At 60.3% G+C, this 15,819-nt stretch carries 13 protein-coding genes and 1 tRNA gene; 11 read left to right on the top strand and 3 right to left on the bottom strand.

Going from position 1 to position 15,819, the window contains the following annotated elements:
- The first annotated feature begins 7 nt into the window (after window positions 1-7).
- From G1C94_RS00965 to G1C94_RS00935, 7 genes are all read left to right on the top strand, one after another.
- On the top strand, window positions 8-1,279 hold the full coding sequence (locus G1C94_RS00965; RefSeq protein ID WP_172143815.1) for a sensor histidine kinase: 1,272 nt from the start codon (window positions 8-10) through the stop codon (window positions 1,277-1,279).
- On the top strand, window positions 1,276-1,983 hold the full coding sequence (locus G1C94_RS00960; RefSeq protein WP_172143813.1) for a response regulator transcription factor: 708 nt from the start codon (window positions 1,276-1,278) through the stop codon (window positions 1,981-1,983). The genes G1C94_RS00965 and G1C94_RS00960 overlap by 4 nt, the downstream gene beginning before the upstream one ends.
- Window positions 1,984-2,232: 249 nt before the next feature.
- Window positions 2,233-3,357 (top strand): phosphate ABC transporter substrate-binding protein PstS, encoded by a 1,125-nt coding sequence (gene pstS / locus G1C94_RS00955; RefSeq protein WP_172143812.1) that lies wholly within the window; start codon window positions 2,233-2,235, stop codon window positions 3,355-3,357.
- A gap of 137 nt (window positions 3,358-3,494) precedes the next feature.
- A complete protein-coding gene (gene pstC / locus G1C94_RS00950; RefSeq protein WP_172143811.1) occupies window positions 3,495-4,448 on the top strand; it encodes a phosphate ABC transporter permease subunit PstC in 954 nt (317 codons plus the stop codon).
- The gene (gene pstA, locus G1C94_RS00945; protein ID WP_172143810.1) at window positions 4,445-5,431 is read left to right on the top strand and encodes a phosphate ABC transporter permease PstA; all 987 of its coding nucleotides are present in this window, start codon (window positions 4,445-4,447) and stop codon (window positions 5,429-5,431) included. The genes pstC and pstA overlap by 4 nt, the downstream gene beginning before the upstream one ends.
- Window positions 5,432-5,501: 70 nt before the next feature.
- On the top strand, window positions 5,502-6,281 hold the full coding sequence (gene pstB / locus G1C94_RS00940) for a phosphate ABC transporter ATP-binding protein PstB (protein ID WP_172143809.1): 780 nt from the start codon (window positions 5,502-5,504) through the stop codon (window positions 6,279-6,281).
- Between the two features lie 458 nt (window positions 6,282-6,739).
- A complete protein-coding gene (locus G1C94_RS00935; RefSeq protein ID WP_172143808.1) occupies window positions 6,740-6,967 on the top strand; it encodes a hypothetical protein in 228 nt (75 codons plus the stop codon).
- Window positions 6,968-7,029: 62 nt separating this feature from the next.
- Here G1C94_RS00935 and G1C94_RS00930 read toward each other — a convergent pair whose 3' ends face one another.
- Both G1C94_RS00930 and G1C94_RS00925 read right to left on the bottom strand, forming a co-directional pair.
- Window positions 7,030-8,220, bottom strand: a complete 1,191-nt coding sequence (locus G1C94_RS00930; protein WP_172143807.1) for a hypothetical protein — start codon at window positions 8,218-8,220, stop codon at window positions 7,030-7,032.
- A gap of 49 nt (window positions 8,221-8,269) precedes the next feature.
- Window positions 8,270-8,345, bottom strand: a tRNA-His gene (locus G1C94_RS00925).
- A 553-nt stretch (window positions 8,346-8,898) separates the two neighbouring features.
- On the opposite strand from G1C94_RS00925, the gene rpsL reads away from it, so the two are divergent.
- The 4 genes from rpsL (at window position 8,899) to tuf (ending at window position 13,235) form a co-directional block, all read left to right on the top strand.
- A complete protein-coding gene (gene rpsL, locus G1C94_RS00920) occupies window positions 8,899-9,270 on the top strand; it encodes a 30S ribosomal protein S12 (RefSeq protein ID WP_003813881.1) in 372 nt (123 codons plus the stop codon).
- A gap of 5 nt (window positions 9,271-9,275) precedes the next feature.
- Window positions 9,276-9,746, top strand: coding sequence for a 30S ribosomal protein S7 (gene rpsG, locus G1C94_RS00915; protein ID WP_172143806.1), 471 nt, complete (start codon window positions 9,276-9,278; stop codon window positions 9,744-9,746).
- Between the two features lie 24 nt (window positions 9,747-9,770).
- Window positions 9,771-11,897 carry an elongation factor G gene (fusA, locus tag G1C94_RS00910; RefSeq protein WP_172143805.1) on the top strand — a complete coding sequence of 709 codons (2,127 nt, stop codon included), beginning with the start codon at window positions 9,771-9,773 and terminating at the stop codon, window positions 11,895-11,897.
- A 138-nt stretch (window positions 11,898-12,035) separates the two neighbouring features.
- Window positions 12,036-13,235, top strand: coding sequence for an elongation factor Tu (gene tuf / locus G1C94_RS00905; RefSeq protein ID WP_172143804.1), 1,200 nt, complete (start codon window positions 12,036-12,038; stop codon window positions 13,233-13,235).
- Between the two features lie 945 nt (window positions 13,236-14,180).
- Here the strand turns inward: tuf and thrC are convergent.
- Window positions 14,181-15,671, bottom strand: coding sequence for a threonine synthase (gene thrC / locus G1C94_RS00900; protein WP_172143927.1), 1,491 nt, complete (start codon window positions 15,669-15,671; stop codon window positions 14,181-14,183).
- Between the last annotated feature and the right edge of the window lie 148 nt (window positions 15,672-15,819).

Raw genomic sequence — 15,819 nt, 5'->3', positions numbered from 1 at the left:
CGACGGCATGCAGTGGTTGATTCTTGCGGTGATTGCGGCGCTCGCGGCGGTGTTTGTCGCCTATTACTTGGGTTTCAAGCATGGCGGGCGGGTGCGTCAAGATACGGATGAAACCGTTGCGCCGGCTCCCGCGTTGTTCGGTGAGGACCCCTCGGTGCGCGAGGCCGAGGAGCTGTTCGTGCGCGCGTTGCCTGAAGCGGTGGCGCTGGTCGGCCGCGAGGGCGCGGTGCTATATGAACGCGAGGATATTGCCCCGTTCGGTCTCACCGACACCGGTCGGTTGCGCAACGAGGACGTCAGCGGCATGCTGGCTCAGGTGGCGGGCGACGGGCGGACTCGTGAGCGCGAGATTCAGTTGCCTTTCGACGCGACGCAACCCAGCGGCGAACATTCAGGCCGCGGCATGCGTGCCGGTGACACCGCTCCCACCAGCGCACGGTATCTCAAAGTGCGTGTCAGCGAGATTGGTGGCGATCAGTATGCCATCTTCGTCAGCGATATCAGCGAACAGCGCCGTTTCGCCAATATGCGCCGCGATTTCGTCACGAATGTATCGCATGAACTCAAGACGCCGGCCGGCGCGATTTCATTGCTCGCTGAAACCATCACCGACGCCGCCAACGACCCAGACGCCGTGCGGTATTTCTCCGGTCGCGTCGCCAAGGAATCGGAACGCCTGACCGAGCTGGTGCAACGGCTTATCGACTTGCAAAAGGCGCAGGATGCACGCGGCACGCTGGAGGCGAAACGTCTGTCGGTGTTGGCCGTCGTGCGCGCGGCCATCGAAGCGAATCGCGTGCAAGCCCACAACAGGCACATCGAACTCGTGCCGTCCTTCGACGGCAAACCGGTGGCCGACGAGCTAACCGAAGGCGAACCGGACGCCACCATCCGCTGCGACGAATCAGCCATCACCACGGCGGTGAAGAACCTCATCGAGAACGCCATTCATTATTCGTCGGAACGCACCACCGTGCGCATCGCGATAACCCGGCAACACCAGCCGAATCAGCCCGGCGGCACGGTCGCGATTCGCGTGATCGACCAGGGCATCGGCATTCCGGCCGCCTCGATCGACCGCATTTTCGAGCGTTTCTATCGCGTTGACCCGGCGCGCTCGAGGCAAACAGGCGGCACCGGTTTGGGGCTGGCCATCACGAAGCATTGCGTCGAGGATTGCGGCGGCACCATCACGGTGTGGTCGCGCGAGCGCGAAGGCTCCACGTTCACCATCGAACTGCCCGAGGTCGCCAGTCAAGAGGAGGAAAGGCAATCATGACCCGCATTCTTGTTGTGGAAGACGAGGAATCCTACCGCGAGCCGCTGATCTACCAGCTCACCCGCGAAGGCTACGAGGTCTCCGCCGCGGCCACCGGCGAGGAGGGACTGGAGCTGTTCACCCACGGCGGCGTCGACTTGGTGTTGCTCGACTTGATGCTCCCCGGCATCGACGGCACCGCGCTGTGCCGCCGCATTCGCGAGCAAAGCCGCGTGCCGATCATCATGCTCACCGCCAAAAGCGCGGAAATCGACAAGGTGGTGGGCCTCGAAATCGGTGCAGACGATTATGTCACCAAACCGTACTCCTTCCGCGAACTGTTGGCTCGCATCCGCGCGGTGATGCGCCGCAACCAAGCTCCCCAGCAAGCCGGCTCGGGTGCGCCGGACGACGACCTGCCGCTGGTGTGCGGCGACATCGTGATGCACGTCGGCAGTCATCAGGTCAGTGTGCGCGGCGCGTCGGTGTTCTTCCCGCTCAAGGAGTTCGAGCTGCTCGAATACCTGATGCAGAACAAGGGTCGCGTGCTCACGCGCCACCAGCTCATCGACCGCGTGTGGGGTGCCGATTACGTGGGCGATACCAAAACGCTCGACGTGCACGTCAAGCGCGTGCGCGCCAAAATCGAGGAAAACCCGGCGCGTCCCACATACCTGACCACCGTGCGCGGCCTAGGCTACAAAATCGACGCCCCAACCCCGTAATTTTCCATGGCGCGGTGTTCTTCCCGCGTTGCGTCGCCGTAAAACGTTGATATTTAGCCAATACCGCGCCATGGGAACACCGCGCCATGGGGTGTGGTGGAGCGGGTGGGGGTGAAAGTGGGCAATTGTTCATCTTCCGTTCACCGAGTTTGGTTTGGCGGTGCCCGCGGCGCACATAGGCTGGTAATTGTCATGAAGAACGGCGGTGCGAATATGCGCCGCCACGAAAGTTGACAGAGGAAAAGAATTATGAGCAAGAATGTTTTCGTTCGTTCGCTGGCCGCCGTTTGTGGCTTGGGGCTGCTGACCTCCTTGGCCGCTTGCGGTGACAACACCGCCACCACGTCGTCCAGCGGCTCCACCGCCGAAACCACCACCAAGATCTCCGGCGACTTCGCCGGTGCCGGCGCCTCCTCCCAGTCGGCCGCCGTCGATGCGTGGATCGCGGGCTTCCAAGGCTCGAACCCCGACGCCAAGATCGCCTACAACCCCTCCGGCTCCGGCGCGGGCGTGTCCACTTTCCTGACTGGCGCCACCGCATGGGCCGGCTCCGACAAGGCGCTCGCGGACGACGAAATCGAGCAGTCCAAGGAGGTGTGCGCCTCCGGCACCGCCTTCGACGTGCCGGTGTATGTCTCTCCGATCGCCGTGGTGTTCAACCTGAAGGGCATCTCGGACGCGGGCAAGCACATCAACATGGACGCGCAAACCATTGCCAAGATTTTCGACGGCAAGATCACCAAGTGGAATGACGAGGCCATCAAGTCGCAGAACCAGAATCTCGACCTGCCCGACACCGCGATCACCGTGGTGCACCGCTCCGACAAGTCCGGCACTACGCAGAACTTCGTGAGCTACTTCAAGGACGTGGCCCCCGACGCGTGGGGGTATGACCTGTCCGAGAACTGGCCGAACGAGGTCGGCCAGGGCGCCAAGGGCACCTCCGGCGTGATTTCCACCGTCAAGCAGGCCGACGGCACCATCGGTTACGCCGACTTCTCCCAGGTGGGCACTCTCGGCACCGTGGCCGTCAAGGTCGGCAACAAGTACACCGAGATTTCCGCCGAAGCTGGCTCCAAGGTGGTCGAGGATTCCGAAATCGATTCCTCCGCCAATGGCGACAACCGCGTGGTCGTCAAGCTCAACCACAACACCGAAGCGGACGGCGCCTATCCGATCGTGCTGGTCTCCTATGACATCGTCTGCCCGGCCTACAAGGACGCAAAGACTGCCCAGTTCGCCAAGTCATGGCTCACCTACGTCACCAGCGACGAAGGCCAGAAAGCCGCCCAGCAGGCGGCCGGCACCGCGCCGCTGCCCAGCAGCCTGACCAAGAAAATCAGCGCCTCCATCGAGGCCATCGAAACCAAGTGACCTGGAATCCCGCTGACGAAAACGGGGGCTGGCGGGCGTAAGCTCGACTGAGGGTGGTTGCAACGGCTCGCACGTCACCACCCTCCGCTTGCCCCTGACGCCAGCGGGAGACCAACGTTTCGTTTCAAGGAGAACCTGTGAGTTCGCAAGACAACACGGCTGTCAGCCGGCCTTCAGGCAAAGCCGCCGACAAGGTGTTCAAAGGCATCGCCTACGGCTGCGGCATCCTCATTCTGCTGGTGCTCGCCGCGGTGGCGCTGTTCCTGCTGTTCCGCGCCTGGCCGCTCATCGGCGGCGACCAGAAGGCCAACAGCGAGACCATCGTCAACTTCACCGGCGGCAAAGCCACCAATTTCTGGGAGTATGTCGGCCCGCTGCTGTTCGGCACCGTGCTGGTGTCGGCGCTGGCGCTGGTGATTTCCTTCTTCATCTCGGTGGGCATTGCGCTGTTCATTTCGCATTACGCCCCCAAGAAGCTCGCCACCGCTTTAAGTTACGTGGTGGATCTGCTCGCCGCCATCCCCTCGGTGATTTACGGCTTGTGGGGTGGCTTGGTGCTGGTGCCCTCGATTTTCCCGTTCTGGAATTGGGTGGCGGAAACCTTCGGCTGGGTTCCGCTGTTCGCCGGCCCCGCCGCCAACCCCTCGCGCACCGTCGCCACCGTGGCGGTGGTGTTGGCCGTCATGATCCTGCCGATCATCACCTCCATGTCGCGCGACATCTTCATGCAGACCCCGCGCCTGCAGGAGGAGGCGGCGCTGGCACTCGGCGCCACCAAATGGGAGATGATCAAGCTCGCCGTGCTGCCGTTCGGCAAGTCGGGCATCGTGTCCGCCTCCATGCTGGGGTTGGGCCGCGCGCTGGGCGAGACGATGGCCGTGCTGATGATTCTGTCGCCAGGCCTGAACTATTCGATCAAACTGTTGCAGGCCTCCCAGAACCAGACCATCGCGGCCAATATCGCCGCGCAATACCCGGAAGCGAACTCCCTGGGCGTCTCGGTGCTGATCGGCACCGGCCTGGTGCTGTTCCTCATCACCTTCGTGGTGAACTTCATCGCCCGTAAGATCACCGAGAAAGCGAGTGCATGATGGCAGAAGAATCCCCGATGGACGGCGCGCCCGTCATCGACTTCGACAAGTTCAAGCCCACCCGCTCCTTCGTGGCCGCGCGCAAACGCAAGGACGCCGCCATGAAGGTGCTGATCGCGCTGGCCTTCGTGATTGCGCTGATTCCGCTCGTCTCCGTGCTGTGGACCACCATCGTCAACGGCGCCAAGCGTCTGAACCTGAACTTTTTGAGCTATAACATGACCGGTGTGGTGGGCGGTAACGCCACCCCTTCCGGCGGCTACGGCGGTGTGTTGCACGCCATCATCGGCACGCTGGAGATCACCTTTGGCGCGATGGTCATTTCGATTCCCATCGGCCTGATGTGCGCGGTGTACTTGGTGGAATATTCCAACCATGGCAAGCTCGCCCGCGCCATCACCCTGCTGGTGGACGTGATGAGCGGCATTCCCTCCATCGTGGCCGGTCTGTTCGCGTTCTCGATGTTCGCCATTCTCATCGGCCCCGGCACCATCAACGGCTTCGAAGGCTCCGTGGCTCTTTCGCTGCTGATGCTGCCGACCGTGGTGAAGTCCAGCGAGGAAATGCTCAAGATCGTGCCGCACGATTTGCGCGAGGCCTCCTATGCGCTGGGCGTCACCAAACAGCGCACCATCACCAAAATCGTGTTGCGCACCGCATTGCCGGGCATCGTCTCGGGCTGCATTCTCGCCATCGCGCGTGTGATCGGCGAAACCGCCCCGCTGCTGATGACGGCCGGCTTCATCGTCTCCACGAACTTCAACCTGTTCGGCGGGCAGATGACCACACTGCCGGTCTATGTCTATCAGGAATATTCCAAGCTCAACGCGACCTGCCCGGCCGGTGCGGACGCCTCGTGCGTCACCACCATTCCGATGGAACGCGCCTGGGCCGCCGCTCTGGTGCTGATCCTCATTGTGCTCGTCTTGAACCTCATCGGACGCCTGGTGGCGAAGGTGTTCGCCGTCAAATCCGAGCGGTGAGCCAGCCGGCACGCAAGGCAAACGCAAAGCAAGAAACGTCGTAAACTTCAATCAATTCAAGGAACATCTCATGGGACAACGCATCGATGTCAATCATCTGAACATCTATTACGGCAGCTTCCTGGCCGTGGAAGATGTGAACATCAACATTGAAGCCAACAAGGTCACCGCCTTCATCGGCCCCTCCGGTTGCGGCAAGTCGACGGTGCTGCGCACACTCGACCGCATGCACGAGATCATCCCCGGCGCGCACTGCGAGGGCGAGGTGCTGCTCGAAGGCAAGAACCTGTACGCCAAGGACGTCGACCCGGTGGCCGTGCGCCGCGACGTCGGCATGGTGTTCCAGCGCCCGAACCCGTTCCCCACCATGTCCATCCGCGAGAACGTGCTCGCGGGCGTCAAGCTCAACAACCGCAAGATCAGCAAGTCGGACGCCGACGATCTGGTCGAGTGGGCGTTGCGCGGCGCGAACCTGTGGAACGAGGTCAAGGATCGTCTGGACAATCCCGGCATCGGCTTGTCGGGCGGCCAGCAGCAGAGGCTGTGCATCGCGCGCGCCGTGGCCGTGCACCCGCAGGTGCTGCTGATGGATGAGCCGTGCTCCGCGCTCGACCCGATTTCCACCCTGGCCGTCGAGGATCTGATCAACGAGCTGAAGAACGATTACACCATCGTCATCGTGACGCACAACATGCAGCAGGCCGCGCGTATCGCCGACTACACCGCCTTCTTCAACCTGAAGGCCGTCGGCCAGCCCGGCCATCTGGAGTACTTCACCGATACCACCACCATGTTCAACAACCCCCAGAACGAAGAAGCCGAGCGCTACGTATCGGGACGTTTTGGCTGATCGTAGATCAGCCGAAACGTAGCGACAACCCGGTGGGTTGTCGCAATCCGGCTTCAGCTGGACAGAAAATTGATCCCGCCTTTTGGTGGGATTCATTAGTTGCACGATTTGGCTGATCTACGATTAGCCAAATCGTAGCGACAGCCCAGTGGGTTGTCGCAATCCGGCTTTAGTTGGACGGGAAATCGGCCCCGCCTTTCGGCGTGGCTCATTAGTTGCACATTTTGTCTGACGGACAGTACGACTCAGATGTGCTGTCCGTCACCCCCCTCAGCGGGCAACATCGATTGCCGTTGTTGCCTTTCGTCAGTAGCACGACTCCCTTGTGTCCCTCACCCCCTTAACGGGCGATGCCGGTCGATGGCAGCCAGTCAATCCAAGCTGTCGTCAATTGCAGCAGTGGACGGAATCGATGTGTCGTCGTGTTTTATTACATGGATTGGTTTAATATGGAGTGCATGCGTCGTTACCATGCGGGCGAGAAGCCCACTGCCCAGATTCGTGAAGCCGTCTCGAATTTCAAGATCATCGGCTGTGATCGCATCGAGCGTGCGTTCGCCCGGTGGAAGCACACGCCAAACCGCGGGACCTGTGGCACTACTGACCCACGCGATCACCTCATCGCCGCGCAAGCCCTGCGCATCCAGCAGCTCGAAGAGGAACTCCACGCCCTCCAACAGGCATAAACATGTTTGAGCAAGTGTGAGGCGAGTTTGTTTTTGCCGTGGCCTCAGGCGTTGCCGCAGCTTCAGGCGTTGCTGCGGCAGAGGGTGAGTGTGTCTCCAAGACTTGCCGCGCCAAACACCTGACGCGTGTATGACACGTTCGGTGGAATAAACAGAATGTCGCGCACCGCAAAATCGCCCCGCTGGGTTTCGATGTCAATATTCCCCAGATTGGTGATGCCCAAGTCGCGCATGTTCTTATCGGTGCATCCTATGGCTTCGGCCAGTTGCGCCGACACCTTGCCATCGAAACAGCCGTGCGTCTGCAACAGCACCGAGTCGACCAGCGAAGGGCTCAACTCCATCACGAACAGCAAAACGAAGTACTTCATCTGCGTGATGGCCAGATATTTGCGAATCTCCTGATGAACCATACGCAGGTTCTCATCGAAGGTTTTCCGGGCGTCATACTCGTGGGACAGGGGAATGGCGGACACCATATTCGACATGCCGCAGTCCTCCGCTTCGCGAATGCTGATGGGGATGCCGATGTTGCGGCACTGCGGATTGTCTTTCAGCAGGTCGGTGACGAGCAGGTCGGTGATTGTGGTTCCGGGAGCGCAATGTGCTTTGAGATCGCGCACGCTGTGGGTCGTGATCTCAAAGTGGGTGGCGTGATGCTTCCAATACCTCTCATGCACGGCCTGATAGTCGTCCCAACCGAACGTGCGCCCCGTCTTCTCCCACTGTCGGTTGACACGTTTCGTATACAAACGCGTCAACATCGGCAGTTGCGCCTTGCCTTCGAGAAATGAGCGGTCTGCAAGCCTCATCGGCTTATAAGTCAGCGTTGCGCCTGAAAGCGCGTCGAGCATGTCGGAGATGAGGATGAGCATGGACAATCCGTCGCCAGCCAGATTATGGGCGTGGATGAACAGCGCGGTGGTGTCGTTGCCGGGCAGGATGAACGTGCGCACCAGTTCCCCGTTCATCAGGGCGAATGGCTTCTTTTCGCTTTCGTGCAGAACCGTCTGCATATCGCGTTCGTCCACGCTTACCCGGCATCCGCTGACCTTAAGCCTGTCGTAATAGGCGGAGCCGTCGGCTTCAAGTACGATTCTCGACATGGTGCTTTCGTTGGCCGCGTATGCCGCATTGACGGCGCGCTCGATGCGTTCCGGCTCCAAGTCGCCTTCCAGCGTCACGAGCATGGAGATATACGCGTTCGGTTCAAACAGAGCGGCGCGTTCCGAAGTCAGATATTTGCGCGTCACGGTTGCCTTCCTTGATAAAACAAAAGCCTCTCCGCATGGGAGAGGCTGCTGGGGTGGCCAACGCGGCTCGAACGCGCGACCTTCTGAACCACAATCAGATGCTCTACCAACTGAGCTATGGCCACCATATTCATGTGTTCGGCGAACCGAAACACACAACAGAGGAACACTATACACAATCGTGCGGAGGAATGCCGTGCCGTGTGTCGTGTCGCGGTTCACCAAGCCTGCGAGACCCGCGATAACGCTCAGAGCGCAACTGGCGTTTCCACGCCGTTTTTGGTATACTGATACCAGCAGCGAAGGTGATACGGCAAAGAGGCCGGAGCGTTGCAAACAATACGATTGATAGTGGTAGAGGCGATAGTCAAAAGTTTTATGACGGTGGCCCCGGGCGGAGATTTCTCCCCGGGGTCACTTGCCGTTGGCGTGGCGTTGTCCGCGGCGGCTGGAAATATAGTTCCTTGTGTGTGCCAACGGCGTGCCTTATGTGATAGGCGTGCGCGTTGGGGTATCCCGCGAATCGGTTGAATTGCGCGCAGCAATGCGGCGGCGAGAGACAAGCGGGCCATCGGGCCGGTGGACTGTGGCTATCTTTACGATTCAGTTGCGTAAAGTGCGGGCGCAGTGTGACGGCTGCACGAAGACAAGAAGAACCACTGAATCGGAGAATTCAAGTTGCCTACTATTGAACAGCTCGTCCGCAAGGGACGTCAGGCAAAGCCGAAGAAGTCGAAGACTTTGGCGCTGAAGGGCAGCCCGCTGCGTCGCGGCGTGTGCACCCGTGTGTATACCACCACCCCGAAGAAGCCGAACTCGGCTCTGCGTAAGGTCGCCCGTGTGCGCCTTTCCTCGGGCATCGAAGTCACCGCCTACATTCCGGGCGAGGGCCACAACCTGCAGGAGCACTCCATCGTGCTCGTGCGCGGCGGCCGTGTCAAGGATCTGCCGGGCGTGCGCTATCACATCGTGCGCGGCGCACTCGATACCCAGGGCGTCAAGGATCGCAAGCAGGGTCGTTCCCTGTACGGAGCAAAGAAGGCGAAGTAAGAGATATGTCACGTAAAGGACCTGCCAAGAAGCATCAGCTGCTGCCCGATCCGATCTACGGTTCGACCGTCGTGGCTCAGCTCATCAACAAGATTCTCCTCGACGGCAAGAAGTCGATCGCCGAGGACATCGTCTATTCCGCGCTCGATATGGTCAAGGAGAAGACCGAGCAGGAGCCGGTGGCCGTGCTGAAGCGCGCGCTGGACAACATCCGCCCGTCCCTTGAGGTGCGTTCCCGCCGCGTCGGTGGCGCCACCTACCAGGTGCCGGTCGAGGTCAAGCCCGCCCGTGCGAACACGCTGTCGCTGCGCTGGCTGACCGACTTCTCCCGCGCCCGTCGCGAGAAGACCATGGCCGAGCGTCTGGCCAACGAAATCCTCGACGCCTCCAACGGCCTCGGTGCTTCCGTGAAGCGCCGCGAGGACACCCACAAGATGGCCGAGGCCAACAAGGCCTTCGCCCACTACCGCTGGTAATCACAGAAAGTTAAAGGAAAAATCATGGCTGAAGAGGTGCTTTCGGACCTTAACCACGTCCGCAATATCGGCATCATGGCTCACATCGATGCCGGTAAGACCACCACCACCGAGCGTATTCTGTACTACACCGGCAAGAACTACAAGATCGGCGAAACGCACGACGGCGCTTCCACCATGGACTTCATGGAGCAGGAGCAGGAGCGCGGCATCACCATCCAGTCCGCTGCCACCACCTGCTTCTGGAGCCGTCAGTCGCACGACACCGGCGACAAGTTCCAGATCAACATCATCGACACCCCCGGCCACGTGGACTTCACGGCCGAGGTGGAGCGCTCCCTGCGCGTGCTCGATGGCGCCGTGGCCGTTTTCGACGGCAAGGAAGGCGTGGAGCCGCAGTCCGAGACGGTGTGGCGTCAGGCCGACAAGTACGGCGTGCCGCGTATCTGCTTCATCAACAAGATGGACAAGCTCGGCGCGAACTTCTACTATTCCGTCGACACCATCAAGGACAAGCTGGGTGCCACCCCGCTCGTGATGCAGCTGCCGATCGGCTCCGAGAACGACTTCACCGGTGTGGTGGATCTCGTTGAGATGAAGGCCTATGTGTGGAACGGCACCGAAGAGCTCGGCGCCAAGTACGACACCACCGACATCCCGGCCGACCTGAAAGACAAGGCCGAGGAATACCACAACGCCCTCATCGAGGCCGTCGCCGAAACCGACGACTCGCTGATGGAGAAGTTCTTCGGTGGCGAGGAGATCTCCAAGGACGAGGTTCGCGCCGCGGTGCGCAAGCTCACCATCAACAAGGAGGCCTTCCCTGTCTTCTGCGGTTCCGCCTTCAAGGACAAGGGCGTGCAGCCCATGCTCGACGGCGTGGTGGATTATCTGCCCAGCCCGGAGGACGTGCCCGCCATCAAGGGTTACGATCCTTCCGACGAGTCCATTGAAATTGACCGCAAGCCGGTCAAGTCCGATCCGTTCTCGGCGCTGGTCTTCAAGATCTCCACGCACCCGTTCTACGGCAAGCTCGTGTTCGTGCGCGTCTATTCCGGTGCCGTCAAGCAGGGCGATTCCGTGCTCGACTCCACCCGTGGCAAGAAGGAGCGCGTCGGCAAGATCTTCCAGATGCACGCCGACAAGGAGAACCCGGTTGACGAGGCTTCGGCCGGCAACATCTACACCTTCGTTGGCCTGAAGAACGTCACCACCGGCGACACCCTGTGCGCCATGGACGCTCCGGTTTCTTTGGATTCCATGACCTTCCCGGATCCGGTGATCCAAGTGGCCGTGGAGCCGAAGACCAAGGCCGACCAGGAGAAGATGGGCATCGCGCTGGCGAAGCTTTCGGAAGAGGACCCGACCTTCCAGGTGAGCACCGACGAAGAGTCCGGTCAGACGCTGATCGCCGGCATGGGCGAGCTGCAGCTCGACATCATCGTCGACCGCATGCGCCGCGAGTTCAAGGTGGAATGCAACCAGGGCAAGCCCCAGGTCGCCTACCGCGAGACCATCCGCAAGGCCGTCATGGATCAGGGCTACACGCACAAGAAGCAGACTGGCGGTTCCGGCCAGTTCGCGAAGGTGCTGATGAACTTCGAGCCTCTGGACACCACCGAGGGCCAGACCTTCGAGTTCGACAACGCCGTCACCGGCGGCCACATCTCGCAGGAGTTCATTCCCTCCATCGAGGCGGGCGTCAAGGAGGCCATGGAAAGCGGCATCCTCGCCGGCTTCCCGGTCGTGGGCGTCAAGGCCACCGTCACCGACGGTCAGATGCACCCGGTCGATTCCTCCGAAATGGCCTTCAAGCTGGCGGGTTCCATGTGCTTCAAGGAAGCCGCCCCCAAGGCCAAGCCGGTCATCCTCGAGCCGATCATGGCCGTCGAAGTGCGTACGCCCGAAGACTACATGGGCGACGTCATCGGCGATCTGAACCAGCGCCGCGGCAGCATCACGCAGATGACCGATGCCACCGGCGTCAAGGTCATCGACGCCAAGGTGCCGCTGTCCGAAATGTTCGGTTACATCGGCGACTTGCGCTCCAAGACCCAGGGTCGCGCCATGTTCACCATGCAGATGGATTCCTACGCGGAGGTGCCCAAGAGCGTCTCCGATGAGATCATCAAGGCCCAGCGCGGAGAGTGACACACGCCGCCACACGTGAATTGGCGTCAGTCTCCAGTTAGCGGTACTATCGTGTACCGCTGACTGGGTTCTGGCTCATCAATGTGGCACAAACCCAGAAACCCAGTAAACCTACGAAACGTCCAGGAGGACAAAGTAATGGCAAAGGAAAAGTACGAGCGTACTAAGCCGCACGTTAACATCGGCACCATCGGCCACGTCGATCACGGTAAGACCACCCTGACCGCGGCCATTTCCAAGGTGCTGCACGAAGAGTACCCGGATGTCAACCCGGAATATGATTTCAGCCAGATTGACGCCGCCCCCGAAGAGCAGCAGCGCGGCATCACCATCAACATCGCCCACATCGAGTATCAGACCGACGCGCGTCACTACGCTCACGTCGACTGCCCGGGCCACGCCGACTTCGTGAAGAACATGATCACCGGTGCCGCCCAGATGGATGGCGCCATCCTCGTGGTCGCCGCCACCGACGGCCCGATGGCCCAGACCCGCGAGCACGTGCTGCTCGCCCGTCAGGTCGGCGTGCCGAAGATCCTGGTCGCCCTGAACAAGTGCGATATGGTCGAGGACGAGGAGCTCATCGAGCTCGTTGAGGAAGAGGTTCGTGACCTTCTGGACGAGAACGGTTTCGACCGCGATTGCCCGGTGATTCACACCTCCGCCTACGGCGCTCTGCACGACGACGCTGCGGATCACGACAAGTGGGTTGAGTCCGTCAAGGAACTCATGAAGGCCGTCGACGAGTACATCCCGACCCCGATGCACGACCTCGACAAGCCGTTCCTGATGCCGATCGAGGACGTGTTCACCATCTCCGGCCGTGGCACCGTGGTGACCGGTCGCGTCGAGCGTGGCAAGCTGCCGATCAACACCAACGTGGAGATCGTCGGCATCCGCGACACTCAGACCACCACCGTCACCTCCATCGAGACCTTCCACAAGCAGATGGACGAGTGCGAGGCTGGCGACAACACCGGTCTGCTGCTGCGCGGCATCAATCGTACCGACGTGGAGCGTGGCCAGGTCGTGGCCGCTCCGGGCTCCGTCACCCCGCACACCAAGTTCGAGGGCGAAGTCTACGTGCTGACCAAGGACGAAGGCGGCCGTCACTCGCCGTTCTTCTCCAACTACCGTCCGCAGTTCTACTTCCGTACCACCGACGTGACCGGCGTCATCGAGCTGCCGGACGGCGTCGAGATGGTGCAGCCGGGCGACCACGCCACCTTCACCGTTGAGCTGATTCAGCCCATCGCTATGGAGGAAGGCCTGACCTTCGCTGTGCGTGAAGGCGGCCACACCGTCGGCTCGGGTCGTGTCACCAAGATTCTCGGCTGAGAATCGACACGCTTGAACTAGCGTTTTAAGCAAGAACCCCTCGGAACCCCCGAGGGGTTCTTCCGTTTTCCACGGCTTCTTCTGCTGTCCGCTGACTCTCTCGTTGTCTACGGCTTTTCTGTTATTCACGGCTTCTTCTGCTGTCCATGGATCCTTCCGTTTCCCACGAATCCCCTTACCCCAACCCATTACGAATCGGACACTGCAGTGTCTGATCAGTAACGAAACAGCTCCCATTACTAACCGGACACCCCACCGTCCGATCTGTAACGAGGCAGCAGTTCCCATTACCAACCGGACAGTGCAATGTCTGATCGGTAACGAGGCAGCTCCCGTGACGAATCGGACACTCTACCGTCCGATTGGTATTGGAGGTGCCTCCGTGACGAATCGGACAGTAGGGTGACTGGTTGGTAATGAGACTTCCATTACGAATCGGACAGTATGGTGTCTGATCGGTAACGAGGCAGCTTCCGTTACGAATTGGACAGTAGAGTGACTGATTGGTAATGGGTTTCTCCGTTACGAATCGGACGTTTCTATGTCCGATTGGTAACGGGGTAGGTTCTTCGTGACGAATCGGACATCCTATTGTCTGATTCGTCACGAGGTAGGTTCCATTACCAACCGGACATTTTGGCGTCCAAATGGTAATGGGGAGGTTTCTCGTGACGAATCGGACGTTTTGCTGTCTGATCGGTAATGAAACTTCCGTGACGAATCGGACAGTAGAGTGACTGATTCGTAATGAGACAGCTTTCGTGACGAATTGGACAGTAGAGTGACTGATTCGTAATGAGACAGCTTTCGTTACGAATCGGACGTTTTACTGTCCGATTGGTAACGGGGCAGGGTGGTTTTGTATGCTGGGCTGGTTTGGGGTGCTGTTAGGGGAGGGCATCGCTAGGGAGGATGCCCATTACAGGGGGAGCCGTTGGGGAATGATTACAGCGACTCGGCGGCGGATTGGACGAAATGTTCCATGCCGTCGATGGTCACGACGTCTTTGAACCGCACGGCGGCGGTTTCCAGCCCGCGCAACGCGGACGGAGCCACGGTGCCGGTGGCGGCGGCCAGCGCGTCCATGCACTCGAAATCAGTGCCGGAAGCATCCAGTCCCAGCGATTCGTTGACCACGCGCGGGAACTTATAGGGGCTGGCGGTGGCGAGCAACACGCGCGGGGTCAGCGGGTCGCGCGGCATCTGCTTCATGACGAAATAGCCACACGCGGTGTGCGGGTCGATCACGTAATGATGCTCGTTCCAGCAGTCGGCAATCATATCGCGCACCTGGTTCTCATCGGCCCAGCCGGCACCGAAAATGGCGCGGATACGCGCGAGCAGATCGTCGGGCACCTCGTAGGCACCCCACTGCTTGAGATCGTTCATCAGCATGGCAATCAGACGCGTGTCCTTGCCGGACAGATAATACAGCATGCGCTCCAGATTCGAGGAAATAAGAATATCCATCGAAGGGGAGATGGTCTGGAAGAACTCCCGGTTGCGGTTGTAGGTGCCGGTGGTCAGGAAGTCGAACAGCACGTTGTTCTTGTCGGAGGCCACCACCAGATGCTTGACGGGCAAGCCGAGCAGTTTGGCGTAATAGCCGGCGAGAATGTCGCCGAAATTGCCTGTGGGCACCACGAACTCCACCTCGTCACCCACGTTGATGATCTGCCGTTCCAGCAGTTGCGCGTAAGCGGAGAAATAATACACCACCTGCGGCACCAAGCGACCCACGTTAATCGAATTGGCGGAAGACAGCACCACATGTGAATCGCCCGCCAAACGCGCGGCCAGCTCCCGGTCGCCGAAAATGCGCTTGACTGCGGACTGCGCGTCATCGAAATTGCCCTCGACCGCGCACACGTTCACGTTGGAGCCGGTCTGCGTGGTCATCTGCAGTTCCTGCACCTGGCTGACCTTGCCCTGGGGATAGAACACGGTGATGGCGGTGCCGGGCGCATCGGCAAAACCAGCCAGCGCCGCCTTGCCGGTATCACCGGAAGTGGCCGTCAGAATCATAATCTTCTCGTTCGCGCCTCCGTCCGCAGGCGTGGTGCGTGCCATGAAACGCGGCAGAATCTGCAACGCCACGTCCTTGAACGCCGAAGTCGGGCCGTTGAACAGCTCCATCACAAAGTCGTCGCCCAATGGCTTGACCGGCGTGATGCGCTCATCCGCCCACTGGTCGCCGTAGGCTGCCGCGATACACTGGGCCAGTTCCTCCTCGGTGAAATCAGGCAACAACGCGCCGAGCACGCGCTGAGCCATTGCCTGATACGACATGCCCGCCAAGTCCGCGATGTCAACCTTCGTCTCGCCCAACTGGTCGGAGACGAACAAGCCGCCGTCGTCGGCGATGCCCTTGCGAATGGCTTGCTTGGAGGTGAGCGAATCGGTGGTGCTGCGCGTGGAATGGAACGTGGTCACGATAATCCTTATGTAATCCGTATATGTCGAGGGGATACAGCCGCCAGTTTAGCGTCAGCCGTGGGCATCGACGGTGGTTCTTTGTGCGATTCGCTCACTGTTTGGTCGTCTATCGTGTCGAAAGCCTTCCGAATCACGCATATAAGCCTTC

The sequence above is a fragment of the Bifidobacterium panos genome (assembly GCF_012932445.1).
GTDB lineage: Bacteria > Actinomycetota > Actinomycetes > Actinomycetales > Bifidobacteriaceae > Bifidobacterium > Bifidobacterium panos.
This window is presented reverse-complemented; position numbering and strand designations above follow the sequence as displayed.